At 36.2% G+C, this 16,538-nt stretch carries 9 protein-coding genes; 6 read left to right on the forward strand and 3 right to left on the reverse strand.

Annotated features, from left to right (window positions below; all coding sequences use genetic code 11):
- Nucleotides 1-55 precede the first annotated feature (55 nt).
- The 3 genes from ACKC83_RS00635 to ACKC83_RS00645 form a co-directional block, all read right to left on the reverse strand.
- Nucleotides 56-1,093, reverse strand: coding sequence for a FecR family protein (locus tag ACKC83_RS00635; RefSeq protein ID WP_434036665.1), 1,038 nt, complete (start codon nucleotides 1,091-1,093; stop codon nucleotides 56-58).
- A 91-nt stretch (nucleotides 1,094-1,184) separates the two neighbouring features.
- On the reverse strand, nucleotides 1,185-1,760 hold the full coding sequence (locus tag ACKC83_RS00640) for an RNA polymerase sigma-70 factor (protein WP_434036666.1): 576 nt from the start codon (nucleotides 1,758-1,760) through the stop codon (nucleotides 1,185-1,187).
- Nucleotides 1,761-1,784: 24 nt separating this feature from the next.
- Nucleotides 1,785-3,356 (reverse strand): arylsulfatase, encoded by a 1,572-nt coding sequence (locus tag ACKC83_RS00645; RefSeq protein WP_434036667.1) that lies wholly within the window; start codon nucleotides 3,354-3,356, stop codon nucleotides 1,785-1,787.
- Nucleotides 3,357-3,646: 290 nt separating this feature from the next.
- Here ACKC83_RS00645 and ACKC83_RS00650 point away from each other — a divergent pair, with 290 nt between their 5' ends.
- The 6 genes from ACKC83_RS00650 to ACKC83_RS00675 all read left to right on the forward strand — a co-directional run bounded on the left by ACKC83_RS00650 (nucleotide 3,647) and on the right by ACKC83_RS00675 (nucleotide 16,534).
- Nucleotides 3,647-5,215, forward strand: a complete 1,569-nt coding sequence (locus tag ACKC83_RS00650) for a sulfatase (protein ID WP_434036668.1) — start codon at nucleotides 3,647-3,649, stop codon at nucleotides 5,213-5,215.
- 101 nt (nucleotides 5,216-5,316) lie between these two features.
- The gene (locus ACKC83_RS00655; protein WP_434036669.1) at nucleotides 5,317-6,771 is read left to right on the forward strand and encodes a sulfatase; all 1,455 of its coding nucleotides are present in this window, start codon (nucleotides 5,317-5,319) and stop codon (nucleotides 6,769-6,771) included.
- A gap of 35 nt (nucleotides 6,772-6,806) precedes the next feature.
- Nucleotides 6,807-9,377: an SGNH/GDSL hydrolase family protein gene (locus tag ACKC83_RS00660; RefSeq protein WP_434036670.1), complete on the forward strand. Its 2,571-nt coding sequence runs from the start codon at nucleotides 6,807-6,809 to the stop codon at nucleotides 9,375-9,377.
- Nucleotides 9,378-9,402: 25 nt separating this feature from the next.
- Entirely contained in the window at nucleotides 9,403-12,018 is a 2,616-nt protein-coding gene (locus ACKC83_RS00665; RefSeq protein ID WP_434036671.1) for a sialate O-acetylesterase, read from the forward strand.
- A gap of 12 nt (nucleotides 12,019-12,030) precedes the next feature.
- The gene (locus ACKC83_RS00670) at nucleotides 12,031-14,070 is read left to right on the forward strand and encodes a glycoside hydrolase family 31 protein (protein WP_434036672.1); all 2,040 of its coding nucleotides are present in this window, start codon (nucleotides 12,031-12,033) and stop codon (nucleotides 14,068-14,070) included.
- Nucleotides 14,071-14,089: 19 nt separating this feature from the next.
- Nucleotides 14,090-16,534: a family 78 glycoside hydrolase catalytic domain gene (locus tag ACKC83_RS00675; protein WP_434036673.1), complete on the forward strand. Its 2,445-nt coding sequence runs from the start codon at nucleotides 14,090-14,092 to the stop codon at nucleotides 16,532-16,534.
- Nucleotides 16,535-16,538: the final 4 nt, after the last annotated feature.

Consider the following 16,538-nt stretch of genomic DNA (forward strand, 5'->3'; position numbering starts at 1 on the left):
TTTTTTAATTTACTGTTTCATTGGCATGCTGTTTAATTAGGGGGGTTACTATAGGTTATTGCTTAGATTTAGTTAAAATTATTTTTTTAGGACTAAACGTGTTATTTTGTAGTTTTTCTGAAGGTATAATTTCATAATTCATAGGAGAGGATACGCTTAACAAATCGAGCATTTGCTCTAAAGATTCGTCATGAAATGTCGCTGTAAAGCGATAGGCTTCTAGCTCTTTATCGGCAATTGTAATATCTACATTATACCACTTCTCAATTTTTTTAATTATTACAGAGATTGGGTCTCCATAAAACATCATGTAGCCATCTTTCCAGGCGGTATATTTTTCCATCTCTACATTAGAAAATGTATTAAACGATTTGGTGCGAACATCACATTCCACGACATCATTTGGGGCAAGCATTGTTAACTCATTAGATTTATTATCTTCTAAACTCACTTTACCTTCTACCAAGGCCACAGACATTGAACTGTAATCGCTGTAAGCCGACACGTTAAACGCTGTTCCGTATACTTTAACATTAACCTCGCCTGTATTTACAATAAAAGGCTTGTTCTTATTTTTAGTAACATCGAAATAACCTTCTCCATCTAAATACACTTTACGTTGGTCTAGATTATTAAAAGACATAGGAAACCGTAATGAACTTCCAGAATTAAGCCAAACCACTGTACCGTCTGCCAATTCTAATTCTGTTTTGGTTCCGAAAGCTGCTTTCACTTCTTGATATACAATATCTTCTGACAAATTAATCCCAGAATTCTGATTGAAAGAACGCTTCATAAAAAATGTAAAACCTAATAGTACAATAAGCATCGCCGCCACAGGTAAAACCATTCGTTTTAATCTTTTAAAACGAAAATCGTTTATACGTTTCTTAGTCTTGATTAGCGCTGCTTCAACATCAATATCTGGAGCGGAAGCTAGTGCACTAGATTTTTCCCAAAGTTCTTTATAAGCTTCAAATTTGTTTTTATTATCCACAGATGCTTCGATCCAAGAATCCAAAACAGCTTGATCTTTTTCAGATAAAGGTTTTGTAAAAGAATTAACTATTAAGGTTTCAATTTGATTTTCCACTAGGCATAAGCATTTTAAACACTTTCTATCCTAAAGACGTATATGGCATGAATACACCCTATACTTTTCTTAAAAAAAAGTGAAATATTTTTTATTTTAACAAAAAATAAATAAGAAATGGAAGGTATAACTGTAGATCTTTTCGAAGAATTCGAAGTGATCGGGAGATAAGGGCTTCTACAGCTTTATTAGAAATATTCATTTTTAAAGCGATTTCATTATAGGTTAAATCTTCAAACCTACTGTACTCAAATGCGATTCTGCTTTTTTTAGGAAGCAAGGTAATTTTATACATTAACCAGGTTTCGAATTCCTCCGAAATAAAAGTGCACTCCACATCGTTTTTATCCTGACAAGGCGCAATACTGTCATGAAGATTTTTTATAGACTCAGACTTTCTTATATAGTCAATACAACGATTGCGTACCATAAAAGACAAGTAAGCCGACAAATTATTTATTTTTTCTGTGTTGTCTCTTTTTTCCCAAAGCTTTATAAAACAATCCTGAACAAGGCTTTGTGCCTTGTCAATATCGTTTACATAGCCATTAGCTTTAAAACATAGGCCTTCATAATATTTACGAAAGATAAAGTTGAAGGCCTGCTCGCTTCCGTTCTGAAGTTCGGCTAGTAAAAACGCATCCGAATTAAACCTATTATTCATCATATGGGAGTTTTTAATAGCTATTAATTAAATTATATCTTGTCTCACTTTAAACCAACCATTGTCCAAATCCCCATTACATTCCTCAATTAAAATTTGTTTTAATTGCTCTGCCTTTTCTTTATTTGCATCGATTATATTGTGTTCTTCCTTGTAATCATCTCGTAAATTATACAGCTGAAAAATATTGTCTTTAGCAAAGTATCTTAATTTCCACCCCTCTTTAGTAACAATAGAAGGTCCGAAAAACGAAGAATACACAACATAATCATGTACCTGTCCTTCCTCTCCTAGTAAGTTAGGCAAATACGAAATTCCATCTTTATCTTCTGGTATTGTATACCCTGTTAAATCTGCAAACGTTGCCATTAAATCGTAATTCGCAACAAGCTGATTAGATGTTACACCAGCCTTAATTTTTCCTGGCCAACGCACAATTAAAGGAACTCTTACGCCACCTTCCCAATTGGTACGCTTTAACCCCGCCATACCATCGTTACCATTAAAGACGTCTCCTGCGATATCACTGTAATATTTTGTATTTATTTCATCGAAAGCCTCTCCCGTTTTCATGTTTCTGGTCGGCTTAACAATGCGTCCTTCTTTAGTATAATATATTTCGTGGCCATTATCTCCTGTAAATATCACTATAGTATTATCATCTATCCCTAAGGTTTTCAATTCATCCATAATAATACCTACATGATCATCGAGCATTTTAACCATAGACGCATACTCTTTTTCTATTTGAGTTAACCTCTCGTCGTTTTTATACTCTTCGGCCACTTCAGGAATAGACACAGGACCATGAGGCAACTGTGTTGGATGATAAAGAAAGAATGGTTTATCTTTATTCTCTCTTATAAATCCAAGTATTTTTTCTAAGAATATATTTTGAGAATACTGCGCTTTCCCTTCCATATCCCATCTTGCTTCGAAAGCTTTCTCGGTTTCTCGCTCTGTTGTTTTTCCACAATCGGCTCTTGTATTACCTTCAATATTAACTAAGTTTCCATTTTCGAAAAGAAAAGGCGGATAAAAACCATGACATCTTACATGATCTAAAAAACCATAATAATAATCCCAACCATGGCGTTTCATATCGCGATCTGAAACAGAAAAACCCCATTCCAATTTCCCTACCTCGCCTGTTACATATCCAGACTCTTTAAAAACCTGAGGAAGGAACACTTCATCGTCTCCGATTGGCCCCGTTTTTTCATTTAATCGCGTTTCAATGTCTTCTTGAGTTATTTTACCGTAAGAAATGTTTTTATAAATACCACCACTGGTAATTTTCCAACGGTCCCCATGCACATCGTGATATCCCGTTATAAGACTTGCTCTAGCTGGTGCACAAAACATAACCCCGTAAGCATTTTCATAACGCATACCTTCATGAGCTAATTTATCTATGTTAGGTGTTTTTATTATTTTCTGTCCTTCTACAGAAAGCAACCCACGACCTAAATCGTCGGCATATATAAGTATCACGTTAGGTTTAGTTGTATCCTTTAAACTGACTTCTTTTTTTTCAGAACCACAACTTGTTAGTAGCACTCCTAACAACATATATACAATACAATTTTTCACCACCATATAATTAGCTAATTTTAAAAACCTTGAAACAAATCTGCGTTTTAAGTAAGATTTTAGAATTCTTAATACAATCTTAACGCTCTAAAGATATTAAAACTACATTAATATAATGAAATAATAACACAATAAATTGCTAAACATTATTTCAATATACTGATAATCAATTGTTTGACATATTAAAAAAATAAATTATATTAAATTATAAATGTAATTTAATTGTAAATTAAAAATAAATGGCATACTTTTAAATATTATATTTAAAAGTATGCCATAACTCCTAAACTATATTCATGTTAAAACGCGTAGCCTACCTTTCAATGATTTTTAGCTTTTCTATTTTTTGCACGTTATCCTGTGCCGATGAAAAGAAAGAGCTTACCTCCTCAAAACCAGACACCCAACAACCAAACATACTCTTTATACCTGTAGATGATTTACGTCCAGAGCTAGGGGCGTACGGTAATACATCTATAAAAACACCAAACATAGATGCGCTTGCAAAAGATGGCGTTGTATTTAATAGAGCGTATTGTCAGCAAGCCGTATGTAATCCTTCACGCGCGAGTTTACTTACAGGATTACGGCCAGATGCGATTCAAGTTTGGGATTTGGCAACCAAATTAAGAAACAACATGCCCGACGTGGTTACTCTTCCCCAATATTTTAAACAAAACGGTTATACAACTATAGGTATAGGAAAAACGTTTCACAACGATATCCCTGACCACTTATCTTGGACAGAACGACCTCATCTAGAAGGTTTTCCTTACGATCCAGATGCTGTTTACGCCGACGAAATAAACTTAGAGTTATTAGAGGCTAAAAAGCAAAAGATAATAGCAGAAGGTAAAAACAGAATAGACCCTTTAGGAGAATGGTATTTAAAGGCTAACGCCACAGAAGGTCCAGATGTAGAAGATGATGCATATTATGACGGTGCCCAAACCACTTACGCTATAAAAAGATTACAGAAATTAGCATCAACCAAAGAACCCTTTTTTCTATCAGTGGGTTACTATAAACCGCACTTACCTTTTAATGCTCCTAAAAAATATTGGGATTTATACGATAGAGATGCTATACCCTTAGCAACAAATCAATTCCCACCAAAAGACAGTCCTGACTTTACAGTACACGGTGATCAGGAATTAAGAAATTACGACGACAGCCACGACTTACCACTTTCTTCTGAAACACCTTGGAGCGAAGACAAACAAAGAGCAATCAAGCACGGGTATTATGCTAGTGTATCTTATACAGACGCTCAGATAGGTCGATTAATTGACGAGCTTAAACGTTTAAACTTAATGGACAATACAATTATTGTGCTTTGGGGAGATCATGGATATAAGCTAGGAGAACACAACAGTTGGAGTAAAATGTCTAATTACGATATTGATGCCCATGTGCCTATGATAATGAGTGGCGCTAAAATAAAAGCAAAAGGAAGTACAACAGACGCATTAACCGAACTGGTAGATATTTATCCTTCACTTTGCGAAATGGCAGGCTTACCAATACCCGAGCATTTACAAGGTAAAAGTTTTGTTCCTTTATTAGAAAATCCAGATGCTACATGGAAAGAAGCTGCGTACAGCCAATATTTACTAGGAAGATTCGGAACTGCGGAAACGAGAAAAAAAGAACGTATGGGATATTCGGTAAGAACAGATAAATACAGATATATAGAATGGTATGATTGGGACAAGGATTTAAAAAAGAGAGGCGATTATATCGCTAGTGAACTTTTTGATCATGATTCAGACCCTCAAGAAAATCAGAATATAGCTAATATTCAGGATCATTCGAATACCGTAAAAGAGCTATCTAAACTCTTAGACAAAAATTTTAAACATTAAACACATTTAGCCAATTACGATACTTTTCTCACAACACATAGGGTAACAAGTAATTATAACCGTCCTAAACTTATAACACCTCTTTATCGAAACTTTTTAATATGCAAAGACATCTACTTTCTAAAAAAGCATTGCTATTTATAATAGTAACTTCATTTTATATAGTCGCAAGTGCGCAGAGTTCAAAAAAACCTAATGTTGTATTTTTTCTTGTCGACGATTTAGGTTGGATGGATATTGCTGCAAACGGTAGTAAATTTTATGAAACACCTAATATTGATCAATTAGCAAAAGATGGTGTACGCTTTACACAAGCCTATGTCCCTTCTCCTATTTGTTCGCCTGCTAGAGCCGCAATCTTAACAGGAAAAAATCCTGCAAGAATTAATCTTACACAATGGATTGGAGGTCCAGGAAACCCAGACTACGTAAGAAACTTACCGCTTGAAGAAGTTGTATTTCCAGAATTACTTCAAGATGCTGGATACAACACTATTTTCTTAGGAAAATGGCACCTAAGTAATACAGAAGGCGGAGAAAAATATTGGCCAAACAATCAAGGTTTCGATATAAATATTGCTGGTCATCACAGAGGCGGACTTTATATTAAAAATAAATACTTTTCACCTTGGGACATTCCTAATTTAGACAATGGTCCTGAAGGCGAGTATATGACAGATCGTTTAGCTAATGAAGCCGTAGACTTTATAGACAAAAACAACACAGATCCATTCTTATTATACTTCTCTTTTTACTCTGTTCACGCACCTTTTTCGGCGCCTGAAGATCGAGTAGAAAAATTCAACAAAAAGAAAGATGCTTTAGCACTAACAGATGCCGATCGGTTTGCAGAAGAAACCGAAGCAAAGAAGCCTTTTCAATATAGAACACAACAAGATCACCCAACGTATGCTGCTATGGTTAATTCAATGGACATGGCTGTTGGTAAAGTTTTAAATAAATTAAAAGAAAAAAACTTAGCCGATAATACAGTGGTTGTATTCTTCTCGGACAATGGTGGATTATCAACTTCGGAAGGTACACCAACATCTAATGCACCATTACGAGCAGGAAAAGGCTGGTTATACGAAGGCGGTATTAGAGAACCTGCTATTATAAAATGGCCAGGAGTTGCAAAAGCAGGAACGGTTTCAGATGCACTTATTTCGGGTATGGACTTTTACCCTACAATCTTAGAAATAACAGGACAGCCGTTACGTCCAGATTTACATATAGACGGAAAAAGCTTAGTGCCTTTATTAAAAAACGAATCTAAGAAAGTACACGACGTACTCTATTTTCACTATCCACACATCTCTAACCAAAAAGGCGGACCAAGTAGTGCGATTAGAGATGGTGATTATAAATTAATCGTGTTTCTAAACGATAATACATTCGAATTATACAATATTAAAAATGATATTGGAGAGCGTCATAATTTAGCTTCAGAATTACCAGAAATGACCAACCATTTATATAAAAAATTATATGATTGGTGGGATGAAGTTGATGCCAAATTCCCTAAAGAATTCGTAAAAAAAGCGCCTAAAAATTAATTATAATACACGTATCAATATAAAGTACACCCCTAATGAAACTTATAAAAAATACATTTCTATTACTCTTTGCATTATTTATCTCCCTTGCACACGCCCAAGAAGCTGAAAAAATTCGAGTAGCCTGCATTGGTAACAGCATTACATTTGGATACGGCATTAAAGACCGAATTAAAAATGCCTATCCAGCCCAACTGCAACGTATGCTAGGTGACGACTATGAAGTTAAAAACTTCGGAATTAGCGGGCGCACCTTATTATCTAAAGGAAACGCACCATATATTGAAACTGGCGCTTATAAAAAAGCTTTAGAATACAATCCAAACATCATTTTAATTAAGTTGGGTACTAACGACAGTAAGGCTTTTAATTGGGTATACAAAGATGAATTTAATAGTGATTACGTTAATCTTATAAAATCTTTTCAAAGTTTAAAATCTAAACCAACCATCTACCTATGCAAAGCAGCTCCTGTTTATAAAAGAGGACGAAAAATTAGTGCAGATATAGTAGAACAAGAAGTAAATCCTAGGATTGAAGCCATAGCAAAAAGTCAAAATTTAGAAATCATTGACTTATATACACCTATGCTAGGAAAAGGAGACTTATTCCCGGACGCTATTCATCCAAATGGTGAAGGAGCGGGCGAATTAGCAAAATTAGTGTACACAGCACTAACAGGAAAAGAAGCTGTTTTAGTAGACCAAAATTTCCCTGGTAAAAAAGAAGACTGGAAAGGCTTTACAAAATACACGTTTGAGTATAATAACAAGGAAGCTTTTGTAATCGAACCTAAAAAGGCATTAGCAGGAAAACCTTGGGTATGGCGAGCACGTTTCCCTTGGTGGCATACAGAAATGGATCAGATTTTATTAGCAGAAGGTTACCATATTGCCTACATAAACACCGATAACCAATTCGGTAGTCCAAAAGCCGTTAAAGCTTGGGATAGTTTTTACAAATACTTAATCCGCTCTCACGACTTTAGCAAAAAAGTAGCTTTAGAAGGTGTTAGCCGTGGCGGACTATTTGTATACAATTGGGCTAAAAAGAACCCAGAACTTGTAAGCTGTATTTACACAGAAGCTCCAGTTATCGATTTTAAAAGTTGGCCAGGTGGATTTGGGACAGGTATAGGGTCTGAAAAAAATTGGAACATTCTAAAAGAAGAATACGGTTTTAAATCGGATGCAGAAGCAAAGAAGTATGCGAACTCACCCATGGATAACCTTGAGGCTTTAGCCAAAGCAAAAGTTCCTGTTATGCACATGATTAGTTTAACAGATTCTGTAGTGCCTCCAAAAGAAAACACCTTCCCGTTTATAAATAAATATTTAGAGTTGGGAGGAAACGCTACCGTAATTACATGTACCGAAGGTAAACAAACGTTACACGGGCACCACTTCCCTATTGAAACACCGCAAATAGGTGCCGACTTTATAATGTACAACACCGAAAAACAGACAACGTCTTTAAATTCGGCAGATTACCATAAATTACGCGCTGGATTACAAAACAGTAAAATAAAATTTGAACGCGAAAAAACAGGTAGAGTCGCCTTTTTAGGAGGCTCTATTACTTTTAATGGAGGTTGGAGAGATAGCATTACCAACTACTTGAAGCATAAATTTCCTGAAACTAAATTCGATTTTATAGCTGCCGGCGTTCCATCCACAGGAAGTACCCCTGCGGCATTTAGAATGGAAAACGACATTTTTAAAAACGGACCAGTAGATTTGCTTTTTGAAGAAGCCGCAGTTAATGATGCCACTAATGGCAGAACAAACGAAGAACAAATACGAGCTATGGAAGGTATTGTACGCCATGCCCGCTACCTAAATCCTGCTACAGATATTGTTATCATGCACTTTGTAGATCCAGGAAAAATGAAATCGTACCGCAACGGCATAATTCCAAATGTGATTCAAAATCACGAAAAAGTTGCTGCGCATTACAATGTTGCCACCATAAACCTTGCTAAAGAGGTTACAGACCGCATAGATGCCGGAGAATTTAGCTGGGCTAAAGATTTTAAAAATCTACACCCTTCTCCTTTCGGACAAGGTATTTACGCACACTCTATGTTAAGTCTATTAGAAACAGCCTATGCCAGACCCATTGCAGCAGACGATAAAATTGGTAGCTACCCGTTACCAGAACCTTTAGATCCGTTTAATTACGACAAAGGAGAACTAATCGATATACATACAGCAAAACTAAGTGGAGACTGGAGAATTAATGAAAACTGGGAACCAGAAGACGGAAAAGCCACAAGACCCAACTATGTAAACGTGCCTCTACTCATTGCAGAAGACATAAATAAAGGAAAAGCCACCCTAACTTTTACAGGAAATGCTGTTGGAATTGCCGTTGTAGCCGGTCCAGATTCTGGAACTATAGAATACCGCATAGATGGTGGAGATTGGCAAACCTTAGACCTACTAACCAACTGGAGCAGAAGTCTGCATTTACCTTGGTTTTTCACGCTAGCTAGTGGCTTAGAAAACACAAAGCATAAATTACAAATTAAAATAGCCGAAAACATAGACCCTACCAAAAGAGTAGGAAACGCATGTAGAATCCGTTATTTCTATACCAATAAATAATACAGCACTTTTACAGATCTTCACTATGAAAACACAAATTAATTCCTGTTTCAAAAACAGTTTTTTCGTCCTAATCACGTTATTCTTTGTTCTAAAAGCTAGTGCTCAAGAACCTATTAAGGTTTTCATTTTGGCTGGGCAGTCTAATATGCAAGGCCATGGTGAAATGGAAAAAGGAGAAAAAGGCAATCTTAACTGGGTTGTTAATAACGACAAAACAGGAAAATACAAACACCTGCGCGATGCTAATGGCGACTGGGCAAAAAGAGACGATGTTTACATATATGCAACCGATAAATTCGATTCTATAAAATCAGGAAAGTTAAGTGCTGGATACGGGGCTTTTGCTACCACTATAGGTCCAGAATTAGAATTTGGAAGAATTGTAGGCGACGAATACGGTAACAAGGTATTATTAATTAAAACCACTTGGGGCGGTAAGAGTATAAATGTAGATTTTCGTCCGCCAAGTTCTGTAAGCGATAGTGGGTACGTATCACTACCTTCAAAACCAAAAGACACTGGATATTATTACGTAAAAATGTTATCTGACATTTACGAAGTATTGGATAATCTTCACGATTATGTTCCGGATTACAAAGGAGAAGGTTACGAAATTTCAGGATTTGCATGGCATCAGGGCTGGAACGACCGCGTAAACAAAGAAGCAAACAAAGCCTACGAGAAGAATTTAGCGCATTTAATAAAAGACGTCCGTTCAGATTTAGGAACACCTAACCTTCCGGTTGTAATTGCAACTACAGGAATGAAAGGCTGGGAAGACAAAGACCCTAGAGCCCTTTCTATAATGAACGCTCAATTAGCTATGGCAAAGTATCCTGAATTTAAGAATAATGTATCTGTTGTAGATACTAGAGATTTTTATAAAGAAAGACCAGATTCTCCTGCCAATCAATTTTACCACTGGAATAGAAATGCCGAATCTTACTTGCTTATAGGAGAAAGTTTAGGAAAAGCCATGGTCGATTTAAAAGCAAAACAAACGGCTAACAATGTGCTTCAACTTATTAGAAATGTCGCGCGTTACGATAGTGATTTCTTAACTCCAACACCTCCTGTAGGATGGAACAGTTGGAATGCTTTTGAAAAAGATATCGATGAAAATAAAATAAAACAAATTGCAGATATAATGGTGAGTTCAGGTATGCGCGATGCTGGCTATAAATATTTGGTATTAGACGATGCTTGGATGGCAGCCGAACGCAATGAAAACGGACAATTAGTAGCCGATTCCATAAAATTTCCTAACGGCATGAAAGCGGTTGGAGACTACATCCACAGTAAAGGTCTTAAATATGGAATTTACGAATGTCGAGGCGATTTAACCTGTCAGAATTTACCTGGTAGTTTTGAACACGAAGAGATAGACATGCAATCGTTCGCAGATTGGGGTGTAGATTATATTAAACTGGACGCCTGTTTCGCTAAGAAAAACGGAAGGTTATCCAGTGAAGATTTTGATGTATACCATAAAGCCATCTTAAAAACAGGACGATCAATGGTGCTAAGTATTTCTGATTTTGGAAGTGGTGCCTGGGCTTGGGGCGGTAAAAATTACGGTCAGCTATGGCGTACTTCTGGAGATATTTTTCCAAGAATTCAATCGGTATACCGTTGTGCAGAAACTTCTGGAGGAGACGGTGCTTCTCATCCGGCCTTTAACGGATTGTGGCAATTTGCTGGTCCAGACAGCTGGAACGATCCAGATATGTTACAAGTTGGAAACCTAAAAAGTATTACCGAAGACAAAGTTCACTTTAGCTTGTGGAGCATTTTAGCAGCTCCTATTATGGCAGGAAACGATTTACGAAAAATGTCTGATGAGGTAAAAGATATTATTACAGCAAAAGAAGTTCTTGCAATAAACCAAGATCCTAGAACTCATCAAGGATATAGAGTCTACGAAAAAGATAGTATAGAAATCTACAACAAACCTTTATCAGACGGGACAACAGCCGTTTTAATGCTTAATAAAGGTGAAAAAGTATCAGATATCACAGTATTTTGGGAACAAATCGGATTAGCAGGAAAACAACCTGTAAGAGATTTATGGCTTGAAAAAGATTTAGGAGAATTTAGCGAATCTTTCACCGCCAAAAGCCTAGAAAAACACGAACATCTTTTAATTAAAGTGGGTACTGTTGGTAGTCCGCTTGTCGCAGGACCAACACCGGTTTCGGAAGATAAGTATACTGTGCCTAAATCGGGCACCACCTACTTAAGCGATATTTACTATATGGCTAAAAAAGGAAATGCTCCTGTAGAAGATAAAACGTTCCACGGCGAAAAAATTAAAATCGGACGTAAAAAATTCAAAAAAGGATTAGGCGTAAAAAGTAATGCAGAAATGATGTATCGCCTTAACGGAAGAGCAGACCGTTTTCAAGCGACGGTGCAAATAGACAGATCTTCTCCTAAAGATTCAATAGGGCGTTTTCAAGTAATGGTTGAAGAAAAATTTGGAGGTCGCGTATTATTCGATAGTGGAAAAATGAAAAGAGGAGATAAACCCGTTGAAATAGATATCGATGTCATAGATTTAGAATTTATTTTATTGGATTTCTCTGGAAAAAAAGTATTTGGAAACTGGGGAGACCCAAAAGTGATAAGCAATAATTAATAAAACATAATTATGAAAAAGAGAGGTATTTTAGTCCTTTTGTTCATGGTATCATCCTTGTATGCTTTTGAAAGCTATTCTCAAGAACAACAAGAAGGTCCGTTTACAAAACAAGAAAACAGATTAATTTGGGAAAACGAAGGACAATTATTTTGGATTGATGCTTTTGGAGAAAATGCATTGCGTTTTAGAAGTTCTAAGAGTCTAAGAATAACAGATGAAGATTGGAATTTACTCCCGCAACCTAAAGCACAACTTGAAATAACAATCAGTCCCAAAAAAGCTACAGTTATTAACGGAGATATTCGTGCCGAAATTGAATCTAGAAACGGGCGTGTAACCTATTATAACAAAGCTGGCGACATCTTATTAAAGGAAGCCACTCACCAACACCACTTACACTTTGCAAGACAATTTGAAAGCAAAGGAAGTGATCACTTCGAACTAAAAGTAACTTTCGATGCCGATGCCGACGAGCACCTTTATGGTATGGGACAATACACAAACGACCGCCTAGACTTAAAAGGAACCGTATTAGAACTTGCTCAAAAAAACACTCAAATATCGATTCCATTTTTACTATCTACTAAAGGATACGGATTTATCTGGAATAACCCTGCAGTAGGTAGAGCAGAATTATCGATGACGCACACTAGCTTTTATGCCGAGTACGCAAAACAAATAGATTATGTTATTTTCCCAGGAGATTCTCCTGCCGCTTTAGTAGAACACTATGCAGATTTAACCGGTAAATCACCAAAAATGCCAGAATACGGAACCGGATTTTGGCAATCTAAATTGAGATACCACTCTCAAGAAGAATTATTAAATGTTGCCAGAGAATACAAAAAAAGAAATTTACCTATTTCTGTAATTGTAGCCGATTTTTACCACTGGCCTGTCACAGGAGACTGGAAGTTTAATTCAGAATTATGGCCAGATCCTAAGGCTATGGTAGAAGAATTAAGAAGTCTAGACATAGAACTTATGGTATCTGTTTGGCCAACTTTGGCTGAAAAAAGTGAGAACTACAAATATTTCACAGAGCACAATTTCACCATTCGTCCAGAATTAGGAAATAATTTATTCCTAAAAGCTAATGACGATTTAACCTTTGTTGATGTTACATATCCAAAGGCAAGGAAAGCCATGTGGTCTAAGTTAAAAGAAAACTATTTCGACATGGGTATTCGCATGTTTTGGATGGATGAAGCAGAGCCAGAAATTGAACCGTTAGAATATAAAAACATTAGATATTATAGAGGAAACGGCTTAGAGGTTTCTAACATTTATCCATACAATTTTGCTCAAGCTATTTACGAAGGTCAACAAGAAGGTGGCCAAAAAGAAGTTATAAATTTAATTAGGAGTGGATGGATTGGAAGTCAGAAATTCGGAACTCTACTTTGGTCTGGAGATATTAGTGGCGACTTCCCTACACTTAGAAAACAAGTTAAAGCTGGATTAAACATTGGATTAGCAGGAATTCCATGGTGGAACACAGATATTGGAGGATTCTACGGTAGCTCGACATCAGAAGACTATAAAGAATTACTTATTCGTTGGTTTCAATTTGGTGCCTTTAGCCCAGTTATGAGAATGCACGGTGTAATAAGCCCTACAATAAAATTAGAAGGTCAGATTACAAATTCAGGTTCACCTAACGAGGTTTGGAGTTTTGGTGATAAACCTTACAAAATCATGTCCCGTTACTTAAACATCAGAGAACAACTTCGTCCGTATATCCAAAAACATATGGATATCGCTTCAGAAAAAGGAACTCCTGTAATGCGACCTTTATTTTACGATTATCCTAATGACGATGCCACTTACACTATAGACGATCAATATATGTTTGGCCCAGATATTTTAGTTGCTCCAGTTTTAGAAGCTAAAGCAAAATCCAGAACCATTTATTTACCTGAAGGTTCTAAATGGAAAGATGTACACAGCGGAAAAACATACAAAGGAGGACAAACCATTACATATAAAGTATCTATAGAAGATATTCCGCTTTTCACAACAAATGGGTACAACCTAAAACTTAAATAATAAAATAGCTTAAAAACATATGAAACTATCACCAAGATTAATTTGGGTTTTAATGCTGTGTGGATTAACATTCACGGTCTTCAGTTGTCAGAATTTATCATCCGAAAAAACAGCGAAGAATTCACCGGAAGAGTCAATTACAGGATTCAATTTAGACAATGCATCATGGATTACAGATGCTAAACCGTTACCAGAAAAAGATTCTTTGTTTTATCTCACTCACCCTGCTCCTATCTTTAGAAAAGAATTCAATTCTAAAGACAACATAAAAAAAGCGACATTATACATTACCGCCGCTGGGTATTACGAAGCTACAATAAACGGAGAACGCATTGGGAAAAACATATTAGATCCTGCTTGGACAGATTTTAGTAAACGTATTTTTGTGTCTGAATACGATATTACATCTCAGATAAACAAAAACGAAAACTGCTTAGGTGTTACTTTAGGAAATGGTTTTTATAATCCGCTTCCTCTAAGAAAATGGGGACGAAGAAATTTAAGAACAGATCTTTCTGTTGGAAAACCAACCGTGATTGCTAAATTAATAATTGAGTACACCAATGGTGAAACTGAAGAAGTAATTACAGACGATTCATGGAAGTACAGCTATGGTCCTATTCAGAAAAACAGCGTTTACATTGGAGTAGCCTACGATGCCACAAAAGAAATAAAAGGATGGAACACCAATGGTTTTAACGACACCCAATGGTCTGCTGCCGTTATCGGAAACGGACCTGGAGGCGATTTACAAAAAGCATTCTTTCCACCAGTTCAAATCACAAAAACACTAACACCTACTGCTATCACGTCTCCAGAGAAGGATACTTACATAGTAGATATGGGTGTGAATTTTACAGGAACATTTAAAATGAAAATGACTGGTAAAAAAGGAGACACTATTAACTATAGATTTGGTGAACGCATTTATGATGACGGCTCACTAAATCCGATGACAACCGTAATTGGTCAGATTAAAAGAAAAGGCGCAGGTGGCCCAGGTGCACCAGACATTGCATGGCAAACCGATAGTTATGTTATAGGCGATAACGACGCATGGTTTCAACCGCCTTTTACATATCACGTTTACAGATATATCGAAATTTCAGGCTTAAAAGAAAAACCAAATACAGAAGATATACAAGGTCTTATGTTTCATACTAATGTTGAAAACGAAAATACCTTCAGTAGCTCATCGGACTTACTTAACAGCATTCAAGAAATTTCAGAACGGTCATTTTTAACCAACCTTATTAGTGTACAATCAGATTGTGCTGCTCGTGAAAAATTCGGTTACGGAGGTGATTTAAATGCTACAAGCGAAGCCTATATAAATAATTTCGACATGAAAGGAATCTACCGTAAAACGGTTTACGACTGGGCAGATGCCATGAAAGATTCGTCTTTTGTAGATACAGCACCTTTTACTGGTGTTGAGTACTGTGGTATTAGCTGGGAATCTGCCTACCTAACCACACAATACTATTTATACTTATATTATAACGATACAGATTTTGTAAAAGAAATGTATGATAAAAATATAAAATGGATGGATAAGGTTGCTAGAATTCATCCAGACGGTATGGTTAACAAAGGATTAAGCGATCACGAATCTTTACAACCTGTACCAGTACAATTAACAGGAACGTCACACTATATGCAATGTGCCGAAATTATGGAGACGTTTGCAAAGGTGATGAATGATAAAGAAAATGAATTAAAATATAACCAACTAGCAGACCACTTAAGAACGCTAGTTAAAAATGAATTTTGGGACAAGCCGGTAAAAAATAAAATTAACCGTCAGACTTTATTTTCAACATTACTATACCACAATATAGTGCCTACAGAAGAACTTGGCGCCGCTAAAGATTCTTTACAAAAAGCAATTAACAACGGTCCTTCTGGACATTTAAATACAGGGATTTTCGGAACTAAATATGCTTTAGAAGCGGTTTCTAAAAACATTTCGCCAGAAGCTGTTTTCAACATTGTAAATAGTAAAGCATACCCAGGATGGGGCTTTATGGTAGATAATGGAGCAACAACTATTTGGGAAACTTGGAAAGAAAGCGATGGTACTTTTTCTAACAACCACCCGATGTTTGGTTCGGTTTCAGAATGGTTTTACAGATGGTTAGGTGGTATCCAACCAGATCCTGAGCATCCTGGTTTCAAAAAATTCATTTTAACACCGTCAACTCCAGAAGGATTAGAATTTGTAAATACAAAATACAACTCCCCGTTTGGAACTATTGTTTCGAATTGGAAAAAACTAGACTCAAACACTTATGAGTATACGTTTGCTATTCCTTCAGGAAGTAGTGCACAAGTAAAATTAGCATTAAGTGCTTCTCAAAATATTAAGATTACAAAAGACGGAAGCGGATTTAACACAGATACAACTTCTGGTGATTTTGATTTGGAAGCGGGTCATTACAACATTGTAATTGCAGATAAATAAAAAC

This window comes from Formosa bonchosmolovskayae, assembly GCF_051016085.1.
GTDB lineage: Bacteria > Bacteroidota > Bacteroidia > Flavobacteriales > Flavobacteriaceae > Formosa.